The organism is Jannaschia pagri, assembly GCF_019655435.1.
GTDB classification, from domain to species: domain Bacteria; phylum Pseudomonadota; class Alphaproteobacteria; order Rhodobacterales; family Rhodobacteraceae; genus Jannaschia; species Jannaschia pagri.
Genome location: NZ_BPFH01000002.1, coordinates 16561 through 39059, shown reverse-complemented (window position 1 = coordinate 39059; position 22499 = coordinate 16561). Strand labels below are relative to the sequence as shown.

General features: G+C 63.8%; 22 protein-coding genes and 1 tRNA gene. 17 read left to right on the top strand and 6 right to left on the bottom strand.

The features are described from left to right. Positions 1 to 253 precede the first annotated feature (253 nt). Positions 254 to 724: a hypothetical protein gene (locus K5R33_RS05030; protein WP_220747926.1), complete on the bottom strand. Its 471-nt coding sequence runs from the start codon at positions 722 to 724 to the stop codon at positions 254 to 256. A gap of 244 nt (positions 725 to 968) precedes the next feature. Here K5R33_RS05030 and K5R33_RS05025 point away from each other — a divergent pair, with 244 nt between their 5' ends. Then, complete coding sequence (locus K5R33_RS05025) at positions 969 to 1712, top strand: YebC/PmpR family DNA-binding transcriptional regulator (RefSeq protein ID WP_220747925.1); 744 nt, start codon at positions 969 to 971, stop codon at positions 1710 to 1712. Positions 1713 to 2364: 652 nt separating this feature from the next. On the opposite strand, the gene K5R33_RS05020 is transcribed toward K5R33_RS05025, so the two are convergent. Beyond that, positions 2365 to 3243, bottom strand: coding sequence for an ArgP/LysG family DNA-binding transcriptional regulator (locus K5R33_RS05020; protein ID WP_220747924.1), 879 nt, complete (start codon positions 3241 to 3243; stop codon positions 2365 to 2367). A gap of 68 nt (positions 3244 to 3311) precedes the next feature. On the opposite strand from K5R33_RS05020, the gene K5R33_RS05015 reads away from it, so the two are divergent. From K5R33_RS05015 to K5R33_RS05005, 3 genes are all read left to right on the top strand, one after another. Next, complete coding sequence (locus K5R33_RS05015) at positions 3312 to 3905, top strand: LysE/ArgO family amino acid transporter (protein WP_220747923.1); 594 nt, start codon at positions 3312 to 3314, stop codon at positions 3903 to 3905. A 69-nt stretch (positions 3906 to 3974) separates the two neighbouring features. Then, entirely contained in the window at positions 3975 to 4871 is an 897-nt protein-coding gene (locus tag K5R33_RS05010; protein ID WP_255576137.1) for a DMT family transporter, read from the top strand. Positions 4872 to 4949: 78 nt separating this feature from the next. After that, the gene (locus K5R33_RS05005) at positions 4950 to 5597 is read left to right on the top strand and encodes a thermonuclease family protein (RefSeq protein WP_220747922.1); all 648 of its coding nucleotides are present in this window, start codon (positions 4950 to 4952) and stop codon (positions 5595 to 5597) included. 52 nt (positions 5598 to 5649) lie between these two features. Here K5R33_RS05005 and K5R33_RS05000 read toward each other — a convergent pair whose 3' ends face one another. Next, the gene (locus K5R33_RS05000) at positions 5650 to 7026 is read right to left on the bottom strand and encodes a helix-turn-helix transcriptional regulator (protein ID WP_220747921.1); all 1377 of its coding nucleotides are present in this window, start codon (positions 7024 to 7026) and stop codon (positions 5650 to 5652) included. A gap of 51 nt (positions 7027 to 7077) precedes the next feature. Then, positions 7078 to 8292 (bottom strand): multidrug effflux MFS transporter, encoded by a 1215-nt coding sequence (locus K5R33_RS04995; protein WP_220747920.1) that lies wholly within the window; start codon positions 8290 to 8292, stop codon positions 7078 to 7080. 217 nt (positions 8293 to 8509) lie between these two features. On the opposite strand from K5R33_RS04995, the gene K5R33_RS04990 reads away from it, so the two are divergent. The 9 genes from K5R33_RS04990 to K5R33_RS04955 all read left to right on the top strand — a co-directional run bounded on the left by K5R33_RS04990 (position 8510) and on the right by K5R33_RS04955 (position 15628). Further along, positions 8510 to 10042 carry an acyl-CoA carboxylase subunit beta gene (locus K5R33_RS04990; protein WP_220747919.1) on the top strand — a complete coding sequence of 511 codons (1533 nt, stop codon included), beginning with the start codon at positions 8510 to 8512 and terminating at the stop codon, positions 10040 to 10042. Positions 10043 to 10047: 5 nt separating this feature from the next. Beyond that, positions 10048 to 10413 carry a hypothetical protein gene (locus K5R33_RS04985; protein ID WP_220747918.1) on the top strand — a complete coding sequence of 122 codons (366 nt, stop codon included), beginning with the start codon at positions 10048 to 10050 and terminating at the stop codon, positions 10411 to 10413. Next, complete coding sequence (locus K5R33_RS04980; RefSeq protein ID WP_220747917.1) at positions 10410 to 10841, top strand: DUF6497 family protein; 432 nt, start codon at positions 10410 to 10412, stop codon at positions 10839 to 10841. The genes K5R33_RS04985 and K5R33_RS04980 overlap by 4 nt, the downstream gene beginning before the upstream one ends. A gap of 118 nt (positions 10842 to 10959) precedes the next feature. Continuing rightward, positions 10960 to 11088: a lipoprotein gene (locus tag K5R33_RS19005; RefSeq protein ID WP_255576136.1), complete on the top strand. Its 129-nt coding sequence runs from the start codon at positions 10960 to 10962 to the stop codon at positions 11086 to 11088. A 234-nt stretch (positions 11089 to 11322) separates the two neighbouring features. Then, positions 11323 to 11469, top strand: a complete 147-nt coding sequence (locus K5R33_RS04975; RefSeq protein WP_220747916.1) for a hypothetical protein — start codon at positions 11323 to 11325, stop codon at positions 11467 to 11469. A 135-nt stretch (positions 11470 to 11604) separates the two neighbouring features. Next, a complete protein-coding gene (locus K5R33_RS04970) occupies positions 11605 to 11997 on the top strand; it encodes a hypothetical protein (RefSeq protein ID WP_220747915.1) in 393 nt (130 codons plus the stop codon). 511 nt (positions 11998 to 12508) lie between these two features. Beyond that, a complete protein-coding gene (locus tag K5R33_RS04965; protein WP_220747914.1) occupies positions 12509 to 12703 on the top strand; it encodes a hypothetical protein in 195 nt (64 codons plus the stop codon). Between the two features lie 116 nt (positions 12704 to 12819). Beyond that, positions 12820 to 14838, top strand: a complete 2019-nt coding sequence (locus K5R33_RS04960) for an acetyl-CoA carboxylase biotin carboxylase subunit (RefSeq protein WP_220747913.1) — start codon at positions 12820 to 12822, stop codon at positions 14836 to 14838. Positions 14839 to 14842: 4 nt separating this feature from the next. Then, entirely contained in the window at positions 14843 to 15628 is a 786-nt protein-coding gene (locus K5R33_RS04955; protein ID WP_220747912.1) for a hypothetical protein, read from the top strand. Between the two features lie 280 nt (positions 15629 to 15908). Here the strand turns inward: K5R33_RS04955 and K5R33_RS04950 are convergent, their stop codons facing one another. Then, positions 15909 to 16367: a DUF4174 domain-containing protein gene (locus K5R33_RS04950; RefSeq protein WP_220747911.1), complete on the bottom strand. Its 459-nt coding sequence runs from the start codon at positions 16365 to 16367 to the stop codon at positions 15909 to 15911. A 168-nt stretch (positions 16368 to 16535) separates the two neighbouring features. On the opposite strand from K5R33_RS04950, the gene K5R33_RS04945 reads away from it, so the two are divergent. The 3 genes from K5R33_RS04945 to K5R33_RS04935 all read left to right on the top strand — a co-directional run bounded on the left by K5R33_RS04945 (position 16536) and on the right by K5R33_RS04935 (position 20089). Next, positions 16536 to 17486, top strand: coding sequence for a hypothetical protein (locus K5R33_RS04945; RefSeq protein ID WP_220747910.1), 951 nt, complete (start codon positions 16536 to 16538; stop codon positions 17484 to 17486). After that, positions 17440 to 19578 (top strand): methylmalonyl-CoA mutase, encoded by a 2139-nt coding sequence (gene scpA / locus K5R33_RS04940; protein WP_220747909.1) that lies wholly within the window; start codon positions 17440 to 17442, stop codon positions 19576 to 19578. The genes K5R33_RS04945 and scpA overlap by 47 nt, the downstream gene beginning before the upstream one ends. Before the next feature lie 436 nt (positions 19579 to 20014). Beyond that, positions 20015 to 20089 (top strand) — tRNA-Gln (locus K5R33_RS04935). Positions 20090 to 20713: 624 nt separating this feature from the next. Here K5R33_RS04935 and K5R33_RS04930 read toward each other — a convergent pair. Then, positions 20714 to 21475, bottom strand: a complete 762-nt coding sequence (locus K5R33_RS04930; protein WP_220747908.1) for an IclR family transcriptional regulator domain-containing protein — start codon at positions 21473 to 21475, stop codon at positions 20714 to 20716. A gap of 115 nt (positions 21476 to 21590) precedes the next feature. On the opposite strand from K5R33_RS04930, the gene K5R33_RS04925 reads away from it, so the two are divergent. Continuing rightward, positions 21591 to 22424 carry a 3-oxoadipate:acetyl-CoA acetyltransferase gene (locus tag K5R33_RS04925; protein ID WP_220747907.1) on the top strand — a complete coding sequence of 278 codons (834 nt, stop codon included), beginning with the start codon at positions 21591 to 21593 and terminating at the stop codon, positions 22422 to 22424. The last annotated feature ends 75 nt before the right edge of the window (positions 22425 to 22499 follow it).

Sequence of the window (22499 nt, the reverse complement as noted above, 5' to 3'; positions counted from 1 at the left end):
AAGCGCGGGGGCGGCGGTGGTCCAAGCCTTGGGGTGCGATTGAGACGGCAACAGGGCATCGGAGTACGTGCTTGGGTCGCCCCGATCGCAACACCTTCCCTTTTGGGAGCAACCGACGCCAATTGTGTCGTGTGCGCCATTCTATCGGAGGGTGGAGGGATATTGGCCAAGAAGATCTGACGGTGCGCTTATGCCCGATAACGGGTCAAACCGAACGGACGCGGCAAGCGCGCCTTTGGTATGTTCTGTCTCGTCAGTCGTCAGTTGAGCTGGGAATAGGGGGGCGAAAAGCTGCCAACAAAAGACCAATGACAAGCAAGGCCAAGTGCGGCAGCAAGACATGCAGATCGAATGCTCCTTCCAGCCAGTATTTCCAGCTTGAAGCGGCGAAACTGTCATTCCAGACAGTCGAAATTTGGGCAACTACACACGCGCCCTCCCGAATGGAAGCCCCGGTTTGGCACGCTTCGATTTCCAGCAGGCGGTCTAGGGATGTCCTTTGGAACAGCTTCCAGAATGTTTCCGTTAACCAAAATGGGATTGCGGAAAGCGCCGCAAGCAACACGCCTATTCTGCCAGACGATGAAATCGGCTTGGTATAGGCACCGATGAGTGCCGCAATTCCGATGGTAACCGACCAGCTTTTCAAGGTGAGAAGCTGACCATTATACCCTTCGTAGATTTGATAGGCTAATTCATACTCTTTCCAAAGAAGCTGATCCATCGTGCCTGTCTCATTTTATGAGCTAACAATATTTGTCGATCAATTGTACCTAGACGGTCAAAAATTGGAAGATAGGAACTATTTTAAGCCGACGCCCCATTGCAGTGCGTACCAAAACGCAGGCAGGCCGGTGCCTGATGGGACCTGCGCTGTGGCCCCCGCATCATCCCGCGCTCGGGATTGCGGTCGCCCCCATCGCAACGGTATAGACGCGCGACCAGCGTTTGAACCGGAGACGAGACCCATGGCGGGACACAGCAAGTGGGCGAATATTCAACACCGCAAGGGGCGGCAGGACAAGCTGCGGGCCAAGCTGTTCTCCAAACTGTCCAAGGAAATCACCGTGGCCGCCAAGATGGGCGACCCCGACCCGGACAAGAACCCGCGCCTGCGCCTTGCCGTTAAGGAAGCGAAGTCTCAGTCCGTGCCAAAGGATGTGATCGCGCGCGCGATCTCCAAAGCCTCGGGCGGGGATGGCGAGAACTACGATGAGATCCGGTATGAGGGGTATGGCCCTGGTGGCGTGGCCGTGATCGTCGAGGCGATGACCGACAACCGTAACCGCACGGCGTCTTCCGTCCGCTCGACGTTTTCCAAGAATGGCGGCAATCTGGGCGAGACCGGATCGGTGGGCTTCATGTTCGACCGCAAGGGCCAGGTCGTCTATCCCGCCTCGGTTGGTGATGGGGACGACGTCATGATGGCGGCCATCGAAGCGGGTGCCGAGGACGTGGAAAGCGACGAGGGCGGACATGTCATCTGGTGCGCCGACACGGATCTGAACGCGGTCTCGACGGCGCTGGAAGAGGCGCTGGGCGAAAGTGAATCGACCAAGCTCGTCTGGCGCCCAACGACCACGACGGAGTTGGATCTGGAGGGGATGCAGTCACTGATGAAACTGCTCGACGCCCTGGAAGATGACGACGACGTCCAGACGGTGACCGCGAACTTCGAGGCGAGCGACGAGGTCATGGCTCAGCTGGACTGAATTGCGCGACGGCTGGGGGTGGCCATGTTTGGCCGGACCGGTCTTCGGCGAAGGTGTAGGGTGTTGGGTCGCCGTTCTGCGCTGGGCTGCCAGTGGTCGGTTCGGAGGGACTCGCTTGCCGGGTCGGACGTTCGACAAAGCGGTTCCTAATAGAGTTCTATCCAACGGCAAATGGCGCTGTGGTCCGTCGTAGGTGGCGAGATCATGGCGCGTGCCCTCGATGATCTCTGCCTTCTGGGTCGCGATGTGCGGCGTCTTTCTCAGCCGTCGTATTAGGTTCAATGCTTCGCTGGGAATGGATCATTCAGTAGCGTGGCCGGGCCCGCTTCACGAGTTGCTAGCACCACGGCAGACAAGTGGCTCACGGTGTCGCGGGTCCGATCTTTACTGTCCCGGTTGAAATGCGGGTCAGCGGCAAAGTGCGCGGACAGGGCGTTATTGTTACTTTTCATGTTCTGTGGGGTTTTGCCTTGCTCATTGGCGACGCGCGTCGTGCCTAGACTAGATAATCTGTAAATCGGGTAGCGCCCCCGCTGCTCGGCTCTTTCCAGCCGTCTCTGTTTGACGCCATTGTGCCGTCTTGCTTCGTCTGGCCTGCGCTTACCCAGGGCATCCAAACTGGATCTGGCCCTCGACCACAGCAAGGGTTCCATCAGGCTGCCTGTCGCAGAGCCCGGCGGGCGTGGCGGCGCATTGCTTCGGTCAACGGCGCTAAGACAGGCGCCATGATCCGACTGACTTGCCAATACAGCGGCGTGTCCAGGGGGCGCTCGGGCACGAGCGGCACAAGGGTCCCACGGGCGAGGTCGACCTCGATCAGGCCTTCGGGGTTCGTTCCCCAGCCCATCCCCAAGCGCGTGGCCTGGAGAAAGGGACCCGGCGCGGGGACCCGATGGACGGGGCCATGGGGATGGTGTCCGGTCAGGCTGCGCGCCCAACGGGCCTGCAAGCCGTCCATCTCCGAGAACTGGAGCATGGGCGCCCGGTCCAGGGCCTGGGCCGTGACCCCCTCCGCAAAGTAACGGGCGTGAAACGCGGGCGTGCAACAGGCCAGATAGCGCAGGGCGCCCAGCCGATGGACATCGCATCCCGGCAGGGCCTCCGCCTCTGAGGTGAGGGCCGCGCTGACCTCTCCCCGGCGGAGCACGGCGGCGGAATGGTCCTGATCGAGCACCTGCACATCCAGGCGAAAGCCAGGAGCCTCGGCCAAGGCGGGTACGGCCCAGGCCTCTAGGCTGTCAGCATTGATCGCCACCGAGACCGGACGCGGCCCGCTATCTTGTCCGAGGTCTGCGGCCAGGTCGGCCTGAAGGGCGGCCACGTCCCGCGCGTGGCGCAGCAGGCGCAGGCCAAGGGCCGTAGGCTCTGCCGGTTGGAGGCGCGCAAAGATCGACCCACCCGCAGCCTCGGCCAGCGCGCGCATCCGCTGACTGACGGCGGGCGGCGTCACGCCAAGCTGGGCGGCGGCCAAATCAAAGCTGCCGGTCTCGCACACGGCGACCAGGGTGCGGAGCAGGGCGGGCGCGAACATTAGTAATCCTTATGTTAGGCAAACCTTCCTAAGTTGCGCTTTCACCTGGTTCTAGCCCAGATGCGCCCATGACATCTCTCTTTTCTGGTTTTGCCCTGGGCCTCTCCCTCATCCTCGCCATTGGCGCGCAGAATGCCTTTGTGCTGCGCCAGGGGCTGCGCGGGCAGCATGTGCTGCCGGTGGTTCTGACCTGCGCGCTCTCCGATGCGGTTCTCATCGTCGCCGGTGTCGCGGGATTTGGCGCGCTGGTTGAGGCGATGCCGGGTATCGTTGACCTGTTCCGCTGGGGAGGCGCCGCGTTCCTGACGGCCTATGGCGCGCGCGCCCTGTGGTCGGCCTGGTGCGGCGGGAATAGCTTAGAGGCCGGGGCCGAGGCCGGGGGGCTGCGGCGCGCGGTTCTGACCTGTTTGGCGCTGACCTGGTTGAACCCCCATGTCTACCTGGACACGGTCATGCTGCTCGGCTCCATTTCCACCCAGGCGCAGTCCCCCGGCGCCTTCGGCGTGGGGGCGGTCCTGTCGTCGTTCACCTTCTTCTTCTCTTTGGGATATGGCGCGGCTTTGCTGCGACCGGTCTTTGCGCGGCCCATGTCCTGGCGCATCCTGGACGTCGGGATCGCGCTGATCATGTGGGCCATCGCCGCGCGTCTGATCTGGGGCTAGGGCTGGTGCGCTTTACCCAAGGCGGAACGCCCCCTTGCGTCCCAGCCGCCGAAGGCTCATGCCACACCCATGGACACCGCCAATCGCCCTTTGCACGGCATCATGTGGATGGTCGCGACGGGGCTGTGCTTCATCGCGGTGACAGCCACCGTGAAGCATGGGGCGCAGGATCTGCCCGCCGCCCAGGCGGCGTTCCTGCGGTATCTGCTTGGCCTCGTGTTCATTCTGCCCGTGGCGCGCAGTTTGCTGGCCGCGCGGATGCCATGGCGCGATGTGGGGCTGTTCGGCCTACGGGGTCTGGTCCACGCCCTGGCCGTCATCCTGTGGTTTTATGCCATGACGCAGATCCCCATCGCTGAGGTGACGGCGATGAATTACCTCAATCCGGTCTACGTCACGATTGGCGCGGCGCTGTTGCTGGGGGAGCGTTTGGCCCTGCGCCGGATCTTGGCGGTGGTTGCGGCCTTGGTAGGCGTGATTATCATCCTCAGACCCGGCTTTCGGGAGATCGAGACCGGCCACCTGGCCATGCTGTTCACCGCCATGCTGTTCGGAGCGTCCTACCTGACGGCCAAGCCCCTGGCGGGACGCCATTCGGCGGCCATGGTGGTGGCGATGCTCTCGGTGACGGTCACCATCGGGTTGGCGCCCTTTGCCTGGGCCGTCTGGGTGCCGCCGACCTGGGGTGATGTGGGCTGGATGTTCGTTGTTGCCCTGTTTGCCACGGGCGGCCATTACGCCATGACGCGCGCCTTCGCCGCGGCGCCCGTGTCGGTGACCCAACCGGTGGCCTTTCTCCAAATGGTCTGGGCCGTCCTGCTGGGTTGGGCGGTCTTTGATGAGCCGCCGGACATCTATGTGATCCTTGGCGCGGCAATTATCATTGCGGCCGTAAGCTTTATTGCATGGCGCGAGGCGCGGTTGCGGCGCCAGGTCACGCCACATGCGGTCGCGACGAAAACCTGACGGCCTGCCCCTTTGCGCATTAACGCTTTCTTAACTTTTAGCGTTGCCAGCGGCGGAGATGCCCATCATTGACGGCCCATGTTCAAGCTTTGTTCGCTGCTGCTTTGCCTCTTGGCGCTGCCCGTTGGGGCGCAGACCGTCACGGGTATGGTGCGCGTCATTGATGGCGATACGATAGACATCGGGGCCGATCGGACGATCCGCTTGCTTGGCATTGATGCGGCAGAAGGGGCGCAGACCTGTCGCGGCCCGAGCGGTCAGAGCCTCCCCTGTGGACGCATGGCGACCAACGCGGCGCGGGACCTCTACCAGGGGCGCTTGGCCCAGTGCGAGGTGCGCACGCTCGATCGCTATGGGCGGGCGCTGGGCGTTTGCACGGTCGACGGCGTGACCATCAACGCCGATCTGGTGGCGCGGGGTTGGGCGCGAACCTACCGGGAGGATCGCAGCTATGCGCCAGAACAGGCAAAGGCGAAGGCGGCGCGCCGTGGGCTCTGGGCCTATGACATGCAGGACCCGGCTCTGTGGCGAGCAGGTCAGCGGCGGTCGGGGGCCGCGCCCCGTGGCTGCGCGATCAAGGGCAATATCTCCGCCAATGGCCGTATCTTCCACGTTCCGGGCAGCCGGTACTACGGCGACACGCGGATCAACACCGCCCGGGGAGAGCGCTGGTTCTGCTCCGACGCCGAGGCTTTGGCCGCAGGATGGCGCCGTCCTCGACGGTGAAGACCCCAGCGAAGACGACGGATCCGTCGGATGAGCGTGCCACAAGCGGTCCCTATAAGTCGTAGGGCAGCACGCCGCGATTGTCCGGGTCGATGGTCAGCGGTCGCTCCAACGGCGGCACCGCCCTTTGGGGGCAGGCGGTCCGCGCACAAATCCGGCAGGAGATCCCGATGGGGTCGAACCCGCCCGTCAGATCCAGCCCGTCGGCATAGACGATCCGGTCCGCGTGCCTCAACTCGCACCCCAGGGCGATGGCGTGACGTCTGGCCGGGGCGCGCCAGGCCCCGCCCGGCCGGGTCACGTCCCGCGCCAGACAGAAATAGCGCACGCCGTCGGGCGTCTCGGCCAATTGTCGCAGGAACCGCCCCGGCGTCTCAAAGGCAGCATGGACATTCCACAGCGGGCAAGCGCCGCCAAAGCGCGCGAATTGCAGCCGCGTAGCAGAGTGGCGCTTGGTAATTTGCCCCGCCGGATCCACACGCACGAAAAAGAAGGGCACGCCCTTGGCGCCGGGGCGCTGCAAGGTGGACAGCCGGTGGCCGACCTGTTCCAGCGAGGCGCCAAAGTGGCGGGCCAGCGCCTCCAGGTCGTGACGGGTGGCATCGGCTTCGGCGCGAAAGGCGCCATAGGGCATCAGGGCCGCACCCGCGAAGTAATTGGCCAGCCCGGTGCGCGCGATGGCACGGGCGTCGTCGCTGGCAAAACGCGCCAAGTCCAGCGTCGCATCCAGCAGCTTGGCTTGGGACAGTAGTGCCACCTGGTGTAACTGCTGAAATCGGAGGGTCGCAGGATCGGCGCGCGACGACAGGGTCAGAACACCCGTCTCCGGGTCGAAGCGGCGCAGCCGCCCGTCGTCGCTTGTGACCACGCGGATGTTCAGCCCCGCCCAGAAGGCCGCGAGGCCCGTGTCCACGTCCTCCCATCGGGCGGCCAAGCCTTCGGCGGCGCGGTCCACGGCATCGATGTAATTGTCGCAATAGTGGAAGAAGTCGCGCACCTCTTCCCACGGGCTCGGCGCCGCCATGCCAGACGACCCGAGCGCCGCGTCGAGCGAGGCCAGCCGTTCATGCCCATCGCGGTAGGCGCGGTGCAGGGTCAGGAACGCGCGTGCCAGGGCAGGGGCATTGCCCGCCGCCAAGCGTAGGTCAGCCAGGGGAACCGCATCGGCAAACACCGGGTCAGCCAGGGCTTCGCGCATGTCCGAGACCAGCCGCGCCTCGTCGCCGCCGCCCAATTCTGTGACGTCGAACCCGAACTCCCGCGCCAGGGCCAGCACGACGGTCGTGCTGACGGGGCGGTTGTTGTTCTCCATTTGGTTGGCATAGGGCAGGGATACGCCCAACTTGGCCGCGAACTCCGTCTGGGTTAGGCCCACGCGGGTGCGGATTTCCCGCAGCTTCGCCCCGGCATAGAGTTTTTGGGTGGCCATGGTCGCTCCTTTGCAAACCCCCTTAGCAGGGTTCGCAAGGAGGGTGCCAGATCAGGCTGCGGCCAGGCGCCGATTGCGCCGGATGGTCAGCGTGATGGCCACGACGCTGGCGACACCCGATGACACCATGAGCACCTCTAAGGGTAGGGGTGTGGCCGCCCCTTGCAGGACCCAGCCCGCCACGGCGGAGAGGGCCGCGCCGCCGCCGATCATCATTGCCCCGCCGAGCCCGCTGGCCGTGCCCGCAAGGTGGGGGCGCACCGACAACATGCCCGCGGTCGCATTGGGAATGACCATGCCGTTGCCCAGACCCACGAAGGTCATGAAGGCGAAGAAGGTGATGTCATTGGTCCAACCGCTGAGCGTCAACAGGACCAGGGTCGAGAGGCCGACAACTTGTCCCAGGGTGCCGACCAGGATCATGCGGTCGATGCCAACCCGCTGGGAGAAGCGTCCTGAAATGAAGTTCCCCGCAAAGTACCCCACAGCCGGGGCGCCGAAATACAAACCAAGGGTCGCGGGGTCGAGGCCGTAGATCTCTGTCCCCACGTAGGGCGCGCCGCCCAGGTAGGCGAAAAAGGCGCCCGAGGCGAAGGCCGAGGCGGCGCAGTAGCCCCAGAAGCGCGGGGAGGTCAGCAGTTCTGGGTAATCCCGCACCTGATCGCGGAAGGACCCGCCTGCCTTGGGGGCCGTCTCGCCCAAGTCGATCCACGTCAGGGTCACCAGAAAGACACCAGCCCCCAGCAGGAGCCAGAAGTTTGACTGCCACCCGTACTGGCTTTCGAGCCAGCCGCCGATGGCCGGACCGATCATGGGAACAACAGACATGCCCATGGTCACATAGCCGAGCATCGAGGCCGCCTTGTCCTGGGGGTAGAGGTCGCGCACCACCGCGCGGCTTAGCACCATGGCGACCACCACGGCCGCCTGGATCATGCGAAAGACCAGGAAAACCTCGACCGTGGGGGCGAAGATGCAGCCGACGGTCGCGGCCATGAAGATCACAAGCCCCCACAAGATGACCGGGCGACGCCCGTAGCGGTCCGAGAGGGGGCCCACGATCAATTGCAGCACGGCATTGACGCCCAGGTACAGCCCGACCGACAGTTGGATCAGGCCGTAGTCCGCGGCGAAGAACTCCGCCATCGCGGGCAGCGACGGCAGAAAGACGTTCATCGACAGGGTGGACACGCCCACCAAGGCCACGAGGGTCAAGATATGGGGTGGCGTGCGGCCAGGCCTGGCTTGGGCGATGGAATTGGACATATGAGGGCGGTATAGCGTGACAGGCCCCCCTGTCTATTTTCCGGGCCGCACAGGCGCCTGTGCGCGGACCGCTAGCGGGGTCGATTAGAGGGGTTTGGAATTAGCAGTTTTGCGAAATGAACTGCTGCAATATGCGCGTCTTTGCAAATATGCCATTCTTCGCTTCCCCATTGCGCCTCAGCGCCTTAGTGCAGGGCCATCAATCCGGGAGGACGCCATGACCGATATTCTTGCTGAACTGGCGGAGCGCCGCGCCGAGGCCCGCGCGGGCGGGGGTGAGCGCCGGGTCGCTTCGCAACACGCCAAGGGCAAGCTGACGGCGCGCGAACGCATCGACCTGCTGCTGGATGCAGGCAGCTTTGAAGAATTCGACATGTTCGTCGCCCACCGCTGCGTCGATTTCGGAATGCAAGAAGATCGCCCCGCGGGCGACGGTGTCGTCACCGGTTGGGGCACGATCAACGGGCGCCTGGTCTATGTCTTTTCCCAGGACTTCACGGTCATGGGCGGGTCGGTGTCGGAAACCCACGCCCAGAAGATCTGCAAGATCATGGACATGGCCCTGCAAAACGGCGCGCCGGTCATTGGCCTGAACGACTCGGGGGGTGCCCGTATCCAGGAGGGTGTGGCGTCCCTGGCGGCCTATGGCGAAGTCTTCATGCGCAACATTGATGCCTCTGGCGTGATCCCGCAGATCAGCGTCATCATGGGCCCCTGTGCGGGTGGCGCGGTCTATTCGCCCGCCATGACCGACTTCATCTTCATGGTGAAGGATTCGTCCTACATGTTCGTCACCGGCCCCGACGTGGTGAAGACGGTCACCAACGAGGTCGTCACCGCCGAGGAGTTGGGCGGTGCCAGCGCGCACACCAAGAAATCGGGCGTGGCCGACGGCGCCTTTGAGAACGACGTGGAGGCCCTGGCCGAGGTGCGGCGCCTGGTGGACTTCCTACCGACCTCCAACCGCGAAGCCCCGCCCGTGCGGCCTTTCTTCGATGACCCCGCGCGGATCGAGACCAGCCTGGACACGCTGATCCCCGATAACATCAACACGCCCTACGACATGAAGGAACTGATCGAGAAATTGGCCGACGAAGGCGATTTCTTCGAGGTTCAGGCCGATTACGCCAAGAACATCCTGACGGGCTTCGTGCGGATCGAGGGACGGACCGTGGGCGTTGTTGCCAACCAGCCCATGGTGCTGGCCGGGTGCTTGGACATCGACTCGAGCCGGAAGGGCGCCAAGTTCGTCCGCTTCTGCGATGCCTTCGACATTCCGATCCTGACCCTGGTGGACGTGCCTGGCTTCCTGCCCGGCACCAGCCAGGAATACGGCGGTGTCATCAAGCACGGCGCGAAGCTGCTGTTCGCCTATGGCGAGGCGACGGTGCCCAAGGTGACCGTGATCACACGGAAAGCCTACGGCGGCGCCTATGACGTTATGGCGTCCAAGCACCTGCGGGCCGACTTCAACTACGCCTGGCCCACCGCCGAGATCGCGGTGATGGGCGCCAAGGGCGCGGTGGAGATCCTCTATCGCTCTGAACTGGGGGAGCCGGACAAGATCGCGGCCCGCACCAAGGACTACGAGGATCGCTTCGCGAACCCCTTCGTGGCCGCCGAGAAGGGCTTCATCGACGAAGTCATTCAGCCCCAATCGACCCGCCGTCGTGTGGCCCGCGCCTTTGCCAGCCTGCGCCACAAACGGCAGGAGAAGCCCTGGCGTAAGCACAACACCATTCCTTTGTGATCGCCATGGCCGCTGGCTGGCACAGCGACGGTCGTGGGTGGCACGAGCGGCGGGACGGCGCGACTTTCGTCCTGACGCGCCGGTTGCCGCTGCGCTGGGATGTCTGGGCACAGACGGTCTTGCCCGATCTGGGGCGGCGCCGTTTGGCCCATGCCATCCGGCAGGATCTGTGGCGCGCGCTTCGGTCGCTCCGGGGGTTTGCGCCGGCGGTTGAAGTGACGCGCGATGGCCGCCTCTGTCGCGTCCGCGCGGGCGGGTCTGTGGCCGGGCGTATTCCCGGGGGCGTGTCTGAGCGGATCGCCGCGTTTCTAGAAGACCCTGGTCGCCGCCGCGCTTGGCAGCGGTCTGCAACCCATCGGAGATCCCAGTGACCACGTCCGTGATCGCAAACTGGAGCAGAGGGTCGGCGCGCCGTGTGGCTGCCTTGGCTCTGGCCGCAGGGCTGACCGCCGCGCCTGCCGCCGCCGACGGTGTTCCGTCCGGGCAGCCCATCGTTCTGTGGCAAGTTCTGTGGGAGCGCGTGGAGGGGCAGGGCACCCAGGCCATTTTGCGGTTCATCGCGCCGGGCGTGGCCCGCGACGGTGGGGCGATCGACTATGACACGGCGCGCACCGATATGGACTGGCTTTGCGACACCCACGGGCTGCCTGTGGCGGGTTTGGACTATGCCAGGTCTGATTCGATTGTGATCACACTCATGGACCGCGCTGTTGCCAGAGGGACAACAGATCCGGCAGCAACCCAGTATTTTGCCGTGTACGAGGTCGAAAACGGGTCTTGTGTGGCGGAAGATTTCTGATGACGGGACAGATTTTCAGGAAACGGTTGCTGTGCCCCGTCGGTTTGTCGCAGAGTCACGACGTTTGGGGGGGGCGCGTTACGCGTGTCTTCCGCTCGTGCATTACTAGGAGAGAGACATGCGCAACACCATCAAGCTGGTCGCCGTTCTGGGCGTCGCTTTCACCCTCGTCGCTTGTGGCCAGCAGGAAGAAGAAGTTGTCTTCGTGCCGGAAGTCCAGCCTGAGCCGGTGTCCGGCAAGTTCTGAGACCGCATCGCGGTCGGGGGCACCGTCCCCGGTCGCGAAACAGACGGCCCAGAATGACCGGTTTGATGCCAGCGCGACACAAGCATTTGGATCAACTGGGGCAATTCTGGGGCAGCCGTATCGCGATGGTTTTTCCTGCGTTAGGGTTCTGACAGGTCGCAACAAGGCGACCCAAATCACGGGCGGCGTGTGGGGTAAATCCTACGCGCCGCCCGCATACGTCAGGAGACCTAAATGTCGAACGCAGTCAAAGCCGTCGTCGCTCTTGCCGCTCTGTCGGTTCTGGGCGGCTGCTTCCTCTCGAACCCTGAGCCGGAAGAAATCGTTATCGTCGAGCCCGCACCCGTCGTGGTCGAGCCCGTGCGCGGCAAATTCCACTGATACCGGCCCCGGGCGGGGTGCTTTTCACCTCGCCCGGACCCTCCGGTCCCTGACCCAAGACAGGCCGACCGCCCCCTGGGCTGCGGCCGCCACCCGCGTCACTCCGGGTTACGCCTCCCTCGTCGGAGGTGCGCCGTGCTGAAGCATCGTGGGTTTCCGGGGCGTTTGCCCGGATCAGACTTTCAGTTCACCATCCGTCGCGCCAATCCAAAGGGCGCCACGCCGATCACCCGTCGCGAACGTTTCCGCGACCGCCGTGGCCCCGATCGGGAGGCGGACACCGCCTTCCTGAAGGCCCTGTGGGAGCATTTTGGCGGCGCCCCGTTTGAGCGGGGCAATCTGGATGCCGGGCGCCTCTCGTGGCTGTTTGGACGCGAAGTTCTGGCTGTCGATGATCCCTTTGACCCGTCGGATTACGAGGCCCTGTTGCGCGTCGATGAGGCCCAGGCCCGCGCGTCGTTTCCGGCCGCGTTCGAGGACGGGACGGACGACACCTGGGACGATGATGACTGGGACGGGTCGGCATGATTTTGCTTGCAGGCACCCAATTTAGGCCGAGGCTCGCCGATTTCGCGGGCGGCTGTTCGCGGTCCTATGCCCCCGCGCGTTCCCCCGTCAAAACAAGACTGCGCCAGGACGGTGTGTCCGAGAGATCGGCCTCAGCGGACTGGTACAAGTGGAACCGTACCCCTTCCCCCTCCAGGCAGTGGAGAGGCCCCCCAGCCTCTCTGCTGTCTGGATCCCTTCTCGCCCTTGATCGCTTGGTCACCGCACGGAGGGTCCGGTCGGATCGGCTGCGGCGCCACGCCATAACAAAGCAAGAGCAGTCACGGGCAGGAACACATCCATGGGCACTTGATTTTCACGCTGGGCAGCGCCCGGCGGGCGTTGTCGTGCGCGGTCGCGGTGCCGGTTTGGGCGCGCTGCCGCCGGTCGGCCGTCCTGTGGGAGGCCGCTATTCAATAACACCGGCCGTTCCTGCAACCGAACGGCACCTCGGGGCGTTACGTCCCGGACAACCGACATTCGGAGATACGACATGCACCGCACTCTCGCTCTTCCCGCGCTGGCCCTCGTCACCCTGCTGGCCGCTTGCAACACTGGCTCTGACCTGGAGCGCGCGGCCATCGGCGGCGTCATCGGCTGCGCCGTCGGGGAAATCATCGACGACGGCAAATGTGTTGCGGGCGGCGCCATCGGCGCGGCTGGCGGCGCCTTGGCCAACGACTTCTAACACCGCGCGGGCCATGGGCTCGCGTTCAACGATCACATCTTGGGCTGTCCGGTCGTGCGACCGGGCGGCCCTTTCTTTTGCCGAACCGGCCCAAGTGCCGGCACTGAGGGGGACCCATGTTCGATAAGATCCTGATCGCCAACCGGGGCGAAATCGCCTGCCGCGTCATCAAGACGGCCCGCAAGATGGGCATCAAGACGGTGGCGGTCTATTCCGACGCCGACCGCAATGCGCTGCACGTCAAGATGGCCGATGAAGCGGTCCACATCGGTCCGCCGCCCGCGAACCAATCCTACATCGTGATCGACAAGATCATGGATGCGATCAAGCAGACCGGCGCCCAGGCTGTTCACCCCGGCTATGGCTTCCTGTCGGAGAACGCCAAGTTCGCCGAAGCATTGGAGGCCGCTGGCGTGGCCTTCATCGGGCCGCCCAAGGGCGCCATCGAGAGCATGGGGGACAAGATCACCTCCAAGAAGATCGCCCAGGATGCTGGCGTGTCGACGGTGCCCGGTCACATGGGCTTGATCGAAGACGCCGACGAGGCGCTGCGCATCTCCGAAGAGATCGGCTTCCCGGTGATGCTCAAGGCCTCCGCCGGGGGTGGCGGTAAGGGCATGCGGATCGCTTGGAACGCCGAGGAAGTGCGCGAGGGCTTCCAAGCCTCCAAGAACGAAGCCGCCAGCAGCTTTGGCGATGACCGGATGTTCATCGAGAAGTTCGTCACCCAGCCGCGCCACATCGAAATCCAGGTGCTCTGTGACAGCCACGGCAACGGCGTCTACCTGGGGGAGCGGGAATGCTCCATCCAGCGCCGCAACCAGAAGGTCGTGGAAGAGGCGCCCTCGCCGTTCTTGGATGAAGCCACGCGGAAGGCCATGGGCGAGCAATCCCTGGCCCTGGCCCATGCCGTTGGCTACTCCAGCGCGGGCACGGTGGAATTTATCGTGGACGGTGACCGGAACTTCTACTTCCTGGAGATGAACACCCGCCTCCAGGTGGAACACCCTGTGACGGAGCTGATCACCGGCGTCGACCTGGTCGAGCATATGATCCGCGTGGCCTATGGTGAGACGCTCTGCCTCAGCCAAGACGACGTCAAGCTGAACGGCTGGGCCATGGAGAGCCGTCTCTATGCCGAAGACCCCTACCGGGGCTTCCTGCCCTCCATTGGGCGTCTGACCCGCTACCGCCCGCCTGCGGAGACCGAGGGCTATCTGCCCGGTGTCACCCCCGATGCGCCTGTCGTGCGGAACGACACCGGCGTCTATGAGGGCGGCGAGATCAGCATGTATTACGACCCGATGATCGCGAAGCTCTGCACCTGGGGTCCCACGCGTGCCGAGGCGATTGAGGGCATGCGCGACGCGCTGGACGGGTTCGAGGTCGAGGGGATCGGTCATAACCTGCCGTTCCTGTCTGCGGTCATGGATCACCCGAAATTCGTCTCGGGCGATATGACCACGGCCTTCATCGCCGAGGAGTATCCCGATGGCTTCGAAGGGGTGGCCCTGCCGGAGGGGGACCTCCGGCGGATCGCGGCTGCCACAGCCGCGATGCACCGGGTCGCGGAAATTCGCCGGACTCGCGTATCGGGGCGCATGGACAACCATGAGCGCGTCGTCGGTTCCGATTGGGTGGTCACGCTGGGCGGTGCGCGGTTCGACTGCGTGATCGCCGCCGACCGGGAGGGCGCCGATGTCACCATCGACGGCGAAACCCTGCGCGTGGTCGGTGACTGGACCCCCGGTGACCAGCTGGCCCGCATGACCGTGGGCGGCGAAAGCTTGGTTCTCAAGGTTGGCAAGATCACCAGCGGGTTCCGCATCCGGTCGCGGGGCGCCGATCTCAAGGTGCATGTGCGCAGCCCACGGCAGGCGGAACTGGCTGCACTGATGCCCGAGAAGCTGCCGCCCGATACCTCCAAGCTGCTGCTCTGCCCGATGCCTGGCTTGATCGTGCGCATCGACGTCGAAGTCGGCGATGAGGTGCAGGAGGGGCAGGCCCTGGCCGTGGTCGAGGCTATGAAGATGGAAAACATCCTGCGGGCCGAGAAGAAGGGCACCGTTTCCAAGATCAACGCGGGCGCGGGCGACAGCCTTGCGGTCGACGATGTGATCCTGGAATTCGAGTGAACCAGTGACGACGGAGCTGAAACTCCTGATGGGCAGCGTCGCGGTCGCGGCGCTGATCCTGCCACATCTGGCGGGCCCGTTGGGGGGTGTCGGCGTCGTCGGACAAGGGGCCGCCGTTGCCGCGACGGTGGGCGGCGCCTATTGCCTGCTGCTCGGGTTTTCCACGGCTGCGATCTTTGCCAGGGCCGCGCTGGCCCTGGTGCCCATCGGTGGCTTGGCCGTGGCGCTGATCCTGTCGCTGGACCAGATCGACGGGCTTGGGGGCGTTGATCGCCGCGCCCTGATCGCCGCCATCGTGGTGGCCGCCGGTTGGGTCGTGGGCTTTGTCACCGCTGAGATGCGCCGCGTCGGCCAAGAGCAGGAGCGCCGCCGTGATTTGATCCGCGCCGTGATTTCCGAAGTGGAGTTGATCGCCAGCCATGGTCGGAAGAACGACTGGCAAGCCTCCATCGGTGCGGTCGAGGCGGAGTTTCAAAAGGACCGCCGCTACCAGGCGTTCATTTTCTACGGCCACAACTTTGCGACGCTGCGGCGGTTGGTGGATCAGATCGAGGTGCTGCGCTGGCGTCAGATCCGGTCCGTGATGGACCTCTATCAGCTTTTGGACCGGTTGGACCGGATGGAGGACCGGATCGCCTCGGACGCCTTCCGTGCTCTGCCCTGGGATCGGCGTCAGGCGGGTCTTGTGCGGTTCTTGACCCTACAGAGCCAGGTGCCCTCAATCGCGGACGACGCGCTGATGTCGCTGCGGGACGGGCCGTTCAACGGATTAATGGGGAAAATCGTGTGATGGTGTTTGCGGACACCAGACGTGGTCGCGCCAAAGGGGCGCGTTCAATGCCAAAAGGGCGAGATCAGCGGGTTTTCTTCGCCGCCGACGGGGGGGCGCGGGCCGCCCTTGCGAATGCTGCTCATTGGATCGCCTCCGACGATTGCTGCATGACTGATACGTACCACCCAACCCTGAATGCTTCAACAATGGAGCGCAGGGGCGGGGAATTGGGGGCAGTTTGCCTTTCGTCACCACACGATGTGGGTGTTCTGCACCCTATGTTCAAGATTGAACGGGGTCAGCCATCCCGCAACTCCCGCTGTCGCATGGGCATTTTGTCGATGGAACGGCTCAGTTCGCGGACGGTCCAGGGCAGGGGTTTCCGCAGTTTCACCTGCCCGTCCTTGCCGATCAGCACCAGCATGAAGCCGCGGGGTCGCAGTTGTCTGCGCAGGTCGGAGTCGCTGTCGCGGTCGGTGTCCACGATGATAATCACGTCGCGGTCCACGAGCCGGTCGAGGCCCGCCTCCAGCTCCTCCATCTGTTCGATGAAAGCGGGATCGCGTGGCGAATTTGCAAAGACCACGACAGGTCGCGCCAGCCATTGTAGATCGTCCAGGTCCACATCAGCGGCCGCGAACACCTGTGTGGGATCCTCTTGCCAGGCCTCGGCCACCGGAAGGCCATCGGCCGCCGCAAGGGGCAGGGCAAAAGTCGTCAGACCGGTCAACAGGGCAAGCGTGTGGCGCAGGGGCATGTCAGTCCATTCATTGTGTCGCCCCTGGGATATAGGCCCCGTCATCGGCACGGCGAAGGGTCGCGTTGCGATTTCCAGTCAATTTGAGATGTATCCTTGGGTTAACTCCATAGGAACAGGCCAAGGGGCACGGTCCGTCGTCCGTGATCCATTGCCGGAGGGCCCCCTATGCATCTGACTGACCTGCCGCCCGTCACGCTCCACCTTGGGGCCCATCGCACCGCCACCTCTAGCCTCCAGCGCCAGTTGGCGCGCCGGATTGACCTGAGCCGACAGAATAGCGTCGCGGTCTGGACGCCAAATATCACGCGCGGCGGGCTTCTGGCCGGGCTCATGGGCGATCCCGGTCGTCAAGATGCGCGGCGCGATGCCATGGCCAACCGTGCCGCCGGAGGGGTCTCCATGCGGCGGCAGGGCCTGTCGGATGCGGGCGTGACCCGGCTGGTCATCTCGGATGAGAACATGTTGGGCGGCTTGCGAGAGAACGTGCTTCTGGGACGGCTTTACCCCACGGCGGGGGCCCGACTGCGGCGCCTGGCGAGCGCCGTGCCGGGGATCGATCACATCGCCCTGGCCCTGCGGAGCCCGGACACCTGGTGGGCCAGCACCTTTGCCTTTCTGATGACACGCGGCTTTGCCCCGCCAGACCGCACCACCTTGGATGCGATCCTGCGGAGTCGGCGTGGCTGGCGCGCGGTGATCGAGGATCTGAATGCGGCTTTGCCCCGCGCGCGGATCAGCGTCTGGCTCCATGAGGAGATGGCGCCTCAACCGGATGCCGTGTGCGACCTGCTCACGGGCGTGACGGCGACGTCCGCTGGACAGGCCCCGAAACTGAACGCCTCCCCCGGGGTCGTGGCGCTGCGGCAGCGTCTGCGGGAAGAGGGATGCATGACAGAGATCGACGGGGTGGGCGACAGCTATGCGCCCTTTACCCCCGATGAGCGGGCGGCGCTGCGCGACGCCTATGGCGAAGATTTGGCTTGGCTGCGCGGTGGCGCCGACGGGCTGGCAACACTCGTGACGAGACGGTCGCAAGACACCGTCCCACGGGACAGGAAAGGATCAGGATATGGACGACCAAAACGACCCCAAGGGGCGCTGGGCTGGGCTGGCTGAAAAGGAACTGCGCGGCCGTCCGCTGGACGATCTGACGTGGAACACGCTGGAGGGGATCCCCGTCCAGCCGATCTATACCGATGCCGACTTGGCCGATGTCAGCCACTTGGGCACCATCCCCGGCGAGGCGCCCTATACGCGCGGCGTGAAGGCCACGATGTATGCGGGCCGTCCCTGGACGATCCGCCAATACGCAGGCTTTTCGACGGCTGAGGAATCCAACGCCTTTTACCGCAAGGCCCTGGCTGCGGGGCAGCAGGGGGTCTCGGTCGCCTTCGACCTGGCCACCCACCGCGGCTACGACAGTGACCATCCTCGGGTCGTGGGCGACGTCGGTAAGGCAGGTGTGGCCATCGATTCGGTCGAGGATATGAAGATCCTCTTCGACGGTATCCCGCTGGAAAAGATTTCCGTTTCGATGACGATGAACGGCGCGGTGATCCCGATCCTCGCGAACTTCATCGTTGCCGGTGAGGAGCAGGGTGTGGATCGCGCGGCCCTGTCGGGGACCATTCAGAACGACATCCTGAAGGAGTTCATGGTCCGCAACACCTATATCTATCCGCCTGAACCCAGCATGAAGATCATCGCGGATATCATTGAATTCACGTCCAATGAGATGCCGAAGTTCAACTCGATCAGCATCTCCGGCTACCATATGCAGGAGGCCGGCGCGAACCTTGTGCAGGAGCTGGCCTTTACCCTGGCGGACGGGCGCGAATACGTGCGCGCAGCCCTGGCCGCTGGCATGGACGTGGACAAATTCGCGGGCCGTTTGTCGTTCTTCTTCGCCATCGGCATGAACTTCTTTGCCGAGGCCGCCAAGCTGCGCGCCGCGCGCCTGCTCTGGCACCGCATCATGGCGGAGTTCGAGCCGAAGAACCCCAAGTCCTCGATGCTGCGCACCCACTGCCAGACCTCTGGCGTCTCCTTGCAGGAGCAGGATCCCTACAACAACGTCGTCCGCACCGCCTACGAGGCGATGGCCGCCGTGTTGGGCGGGACGCAGTCGTTGCACACGAACTCCTTCGACGAAGCCATTGCTCTGCCAACGGAAAACTCCGCGCGGATCGCCCGGAACACTCAGCTTATCCTTCAGGAAGAGACGGGCGTGACCAACGTGGTCGATCCGCTGGCCGGGTCCTACTACGTCGAAAAGCTGACCCATGACTTGGCCGAGGCGGCCTGGAAGCTGATCGAAGAGGTCGAGGAGATGGGCGGCATGACCAAGGCCGTCGCCTCTGGCATGCCCAAGCTGCGGATCGAGGAATCGGCCGCCACCCGTCAGGCCCTGATCGACAAGGGCGATGAGGTGATCGTCGGCGTCAACAAGTACCGCCGCGAGACCGAGGATGAGATCGACATCCTGGACATCGACAACGACGCCGTGCGGGAGGCCCAGGTCGCCCGCCTTGCCAAGATCCGCGCCGAGCGAGACGAGGACGCCTGCCAGGCCGCTTTGTCCGAATTGGAACGTCGCGCCACCGAAGGCGGCAACCTGCTGGCCGCCGCCGTCGAGGCCGCCCGCGCCCGCGCATCCGTAGGAGAGATCAGCATGGCCATGGAAAAGGTTTTCGGCCGCCACCGGGCCGAGGTGAAAACACTCGCAGGCGTCTATGGCGCTGCCTACGAGGGGGACGCAGGCTTCGCTCAGATCCAAAAGGACGTGGAGGCCTTTGCCGAAGAAGAGGGCCGTCGTCCCCGGATGCTGGTCGTCAAAATGGGTCAAGACGGCCACGACCGAGGCGCCAAGGTCATCGCGACGGCCTTTGCCGACATCGGCTTTGACGTCGACGTGGGCCCGCTGTTCCAAACGCCCGAAGAGGCGGCCCAGGACGCGGTCGACAACGACGTCCACGTGGTTGGCATTTCGTCCCAGGCAGCGGGGCACAAGACCCTGGCGCCGAAGTTGATCGAGGCGCTGCGGGCCGCTGGTGCCGGAGAGATCATCGTGATCTGCGGTGGGGTCATCCCCCAGCAGGACTACGACACGCTGAAAGCCGCAGGCGTCGCTGCGATCTTTGGGCCGGGAACGAATATCCCGGAGGCGGCCAAGGATATCCTGTCGCTGATCCGCGCGGCGCGCAGCTAAACGCTGGTGGGGTAGGCGGGGCCTTGGGGTCCCGCCTGTCGAAGTGTCGTCTCAGGCAATAGCTTTCCCCTCGTCCGGCGTACCGCCGGGTAGGGGCGTCGCTGCTGGGTGAGTCAACACGGCGGCGTCGAGACCGTTCCTGCCAGATGCTTTGGCCGTCATCGGTTTCATTCGGTGGATGTCCCGCAGGCGGAGCAACGCGTCTCGGCCCATGGCATGGGATGTCTTGGCAGCGCTGGTTTTCTAGCGATACGCCTCTCTCGTGCAGCCATTTTCTGCTCTTCTGCCGTGGTCACGGCTCTGCATTTTGCAACGACGTCTGGCCACGTTTTGCGCCAAGTGTCGGGCGGAGATTGCCCGTGACAATTGCCTTGGATCACGTCTCACTTTTGGTCTTGCGAGCGCAGGACACCTGGCCTAAGACGTGCCGCACGGTTGGGGTGTGGCGCAGTGGTAGCGCAACGGTTTTTGGTACCGCAGGTCGTAGGTTCGAATCCTACCACCCCAGCCAATTCATTCGATTACCGTAGACTCGGCTAGAGGTTTGCGTATCATCGTTTCGGATGACAGTTTTGCTGTAGTCATGTGTGATACGGTCCCGGGCCTGTGTGGCATGACGAAAGTTTCACGGCTCCGTCCGGATCCTGCCAATATGCAACGAACGCCTCACTTACCGTGCCATAGCGTGGTTTGTTTTGGCGCGGTCAGGCAGAATTTAAGGTGGCCGAGAAAAGCTCGCGTTTTCTACAGGTAAGCTACCAGATCTGGATCTGCCTATATGCCGCTTGCCCGCGGTTCTTTAGGCGTCGACATCCATCGCATATCTCTGAGACAGGACAGTCGGCTGGCCCTTTCACAATCGCGCGCAGCGCCACCTCGCGATGATCGTGGGGATCAAGGTTCCCCGCCCTGAAGAGGACCGAAATGTCCCAGCCCTGTGTCTGCCAACAGACCACCCTGACAGTGGCACCTCCTGACCAGACCGACCCGTTTGCCAAACCGGAAGCTGCTTGTCTTCGAGAGAGCAGGGAAGCTGACTCTCCATCCCGAAGGGCCCTGACTACGCTTCTCGATAGCCATTTCCACACGCGGTACTGGCCTGCTCCCTGATACAGGCGCGCCAGCCCTGCGTCCGCTACCTGAGGAGACCGCGTACGTTTTTCTGGATCGACCTGAGCTCTGGCAGAACCTCCGCAATCAGGTTCTCGACGCTGCGCTGCGCGGCCGATACGCCGACATTGATTGCGGCGATCACAACGTTATGGGAGGAGTAGATTGGCACGGCAATGGACCGCAGTCCGATCTCAATTTCTTGATCCACGCATTCGTATTTGTTTTCTCGGACCTGCCGAATACGGTCCAGGATAGCATCCTTGTCTGAGATGCTGTGAACGGTCTTGGGGGACAGATCGCTTCGCTCCAGAACCGCCCTAACGTCGTCCTCCGGCAGAGCGGCAAGCAGGACGCGCCCCATGGATGTTGAATGCGCGGGTAAGCGGGCACCGGGCATGACGCCGATGGACATCACCCGATGCTGTGCGGCGCGCGCCACATAGACGATCTCCGTTTCATCAAGAATGGAAGCCGAGACGGACTCTCCGATCTTACTCGACAATTGGTCCAACCACGGTTGGATGATCTGGGGCAGTGGCATGGCCGCCAAAGCACCGATGCCTAGCCTGAGAACCTTTGGTGTGAGCGAGAAGTATTTCCCGTCATACTTCGCGTACCCCAACTCGGTCAGCGTCAGAAGGCACCGACGGGCAGCTGAGCGGTCCAGGGACGTTAGTCGCGCGACATCCGACACAGTCAGCCGCGTCGTGTCGCCTGAGAACGCCTCGATCACGGCAAGGCCCTTCGCGAAGGACCCCAGGAAGTCAGTGCTTTTGATCGCCATGTGAACGCAGGTATTCGCTATATGAACAAGCTTCAATATATGAACACATGGCTCGCGTCTACCCAGGCGACTGGGTTAGACCGGTTGCCACATGCAGCCAGGAATGGAACGTCACATGTCAAAACCTTGCATTATCTGCGTTGCGATCACGGGATCCCTGCCGCGCAAATCGGACAACCCGGCTGTACCTGTGACCGTGGCCGAACAAGTTGAGTCCACGCACGAAGCGTTCGAGGCGGGTGCAACCATCGCCCATTGTCATGTTCGCAATGACGATGAATCGCCCAGCAGCGACCCGGAGACATTCGGATTGCTACTAGAGGGGCTTCGCAAGCATTGCCCTGGAATGATCGTGCAGTTTTCGACCGGGGGACGGTCGGGCGCCGGGAAGACCCGTGGCGCGATGTTGTCGCTTCGACCAGACATGGCGTCCTTGTCTGTCGGCTCAAACAACTTCCCCACGCGCGTTTATGAGAACCCGCCGGATTTGGTCGATTGGCTCGCCTCCGAGATGCGAGCGCACCAGGTGACGCCTGAGATCGAGGCCTTTGACCTGTCGCATATTCACCAGGCGGTCGCACTGTCGCAGGCCGGAAAACTCCACGGCAAGCTGTATATTCAGTTCGTTATGGGCGTCAAAAACGCCATGCCAGCGGATCTGGATACGTTCCAGTATTACATCAAAACCGTCGAGCGTCTGGCCCCTGGGGCGGAATGGTGCGCCGCGGGTATTGGGCGCCACCAGATCACGCTGAACGAATGGTCGATCCAGGCAGGTGGCCACGCTCGCACTGGGCTGGAAGACAATATACGCCTCGACAAGACAACCTTGGCGCCCTCAAACGCGGCCTTGGTTCAGCGCACGGTTGAGCTTTGCCGCAAATACGACCGGCCGGTCGCGACGTGGCAAGAGGCGCGTAGGACCCTTGGCCTGCAGGACGCAGCTTAACGGGGACTGGTTGGCGGTGAGGCGGGTAGTTCTGCGCGCCGCCAGTCTGAGTGCAGCGGCCGGTTTCACGCCGCG

Bases quoted from the DNA above. Each gene is read 5' to 3' on its own strand.
- K5R33_RS04945 (WP_220747910.1), top strand. From the start codon at position 16,536: ATGCATCTGACTGACCTGCCGCCCGTCACGCTCCACCTTGGGGCCCAT.
- K5R33_RS04995 (WP_220747920.1), bottom strand. From the start codon at position 8,292: ATGTCCAATTCCATCGCCCAAGCCAGGCCTGGCCGCACGCCACCCCAT.
- K5R33_RS05005 (WP_220747922.1), top strand. From the start codon at position 4,950: ATGTTCAAGCTTTGTTCGCTGCTGCTTTGCCTCTTGGCGCTGCCCGTT.
- K5R33_RS04990 (WP_220747919.1), top strand. From the start codon at position 8,510: ATGACCGATATTCTTGCTGAACTGGCGGAGCGCCGCGCCGAGGCCCGC.
- K5R33_RS05020 (WP_220747924.1), bottom strand. From the start codon at position 3,243: ATGTTCGCGCCCGCCCTGCTCCGCACCCTGGTCGCCGTGTGCGAGACC.
- K5R33_RS05015 (WP_220747923.1), top strand. From the start codon at position 3,312: ATGACATCTCTCTTTTCTGGTTTTGCCCTGGGCCTCTCCCTCATCCTC.
- K5R33_RS05025 (WP_220747925.1), top strand. From the start codon at position 969: ATGGCGGGACACAGCAAGTGGGCGAATATTCAACACCGCAAGGGGCGG.
- K5R33_RS05010 (WP_255576137.1), top strand. From the start codon at position 3,975: ATGGACACCGCCAATCGCCCTTTGCACGGCATCATGTGGATGGTCGCG.
- K5R33_RS19005 (WP_255576136.1), top strand. From the start codon at position 10,960: ATGCGCAACACCATCAAGCTGGTCGCCGTTCTGGGCGTCGCTTTCACC.
- K5R33_RS05030 (WP_220747926.1), bottom strand. From the start codon at position 724: ATGGATCAGCTTCTTTGGAAAGAGTATGAATTAGCCTATCAAATCTAC.
- K5R33_RS04950 (WP_220747911.1), bottom strand. From the start codon at position 16,367: ATGCCCCTGCGCCACACGCTTGCCCTGTTGACCGGTCTGACGACTTTT.
- K5R33_RS05000 (WP_220747921.1), bottom strand. From the start codon at position 7,026: ATGGCCACCCAAAAACTCTATGCCGGGGCGAAGCTGCGGGAAATCCGC.
- K5R33_RS04960 (WP_220747913.1), top strand. From the start codon at position 12,820: ATGTTCGATAAGATCCTGATCGCCAACCGGGGCGAAATCGCCTGCCGC.
- scpA (WP_220747909.1), top strand. From the start codon at position 17,440: ATGGACGACCAAAACGACCCCAAGGGGCGCTGGGCTGGGCTGGCTGAA.
- K5R33_RS04930 (WP_220747908.1), bottom strand. From the start codon at position 21,475: ATGGCGATCAAAAGCACTGACTTCCTGGGGTCCTTCGCGAAGGGCCTT.
- K5R33_RS04975 (WP_220747916.1), top strand. From the start codon at position 11,323: ATGTCGAACGCAGTCAAAGCCGTCGTCGCTCTTGCCGCTCTGTCGGTT.
- K5R33_RS04925 (WP_220747907.1), top strand. From the start codon at position 21,591: ATGTCAAAACCTTGCATTATCTGCGTTGCGATCACGGGATCCCTGCCG.
- K5R33_RS04965 (WP_220747914.1), top strand. From the start codon at position 12,509: ATGCACCGCACTCTCGCTCTTCCCGCGCTGGCCCTCGTCACCCTGCTG.
- K5R33_RS04985 (WP_220747918.1), top strand. From the start codon at position 10,048: ATGGCCGCTGGCTGGCACAGCGACGGTCGTGGGTGGCACGAGCGGCGG.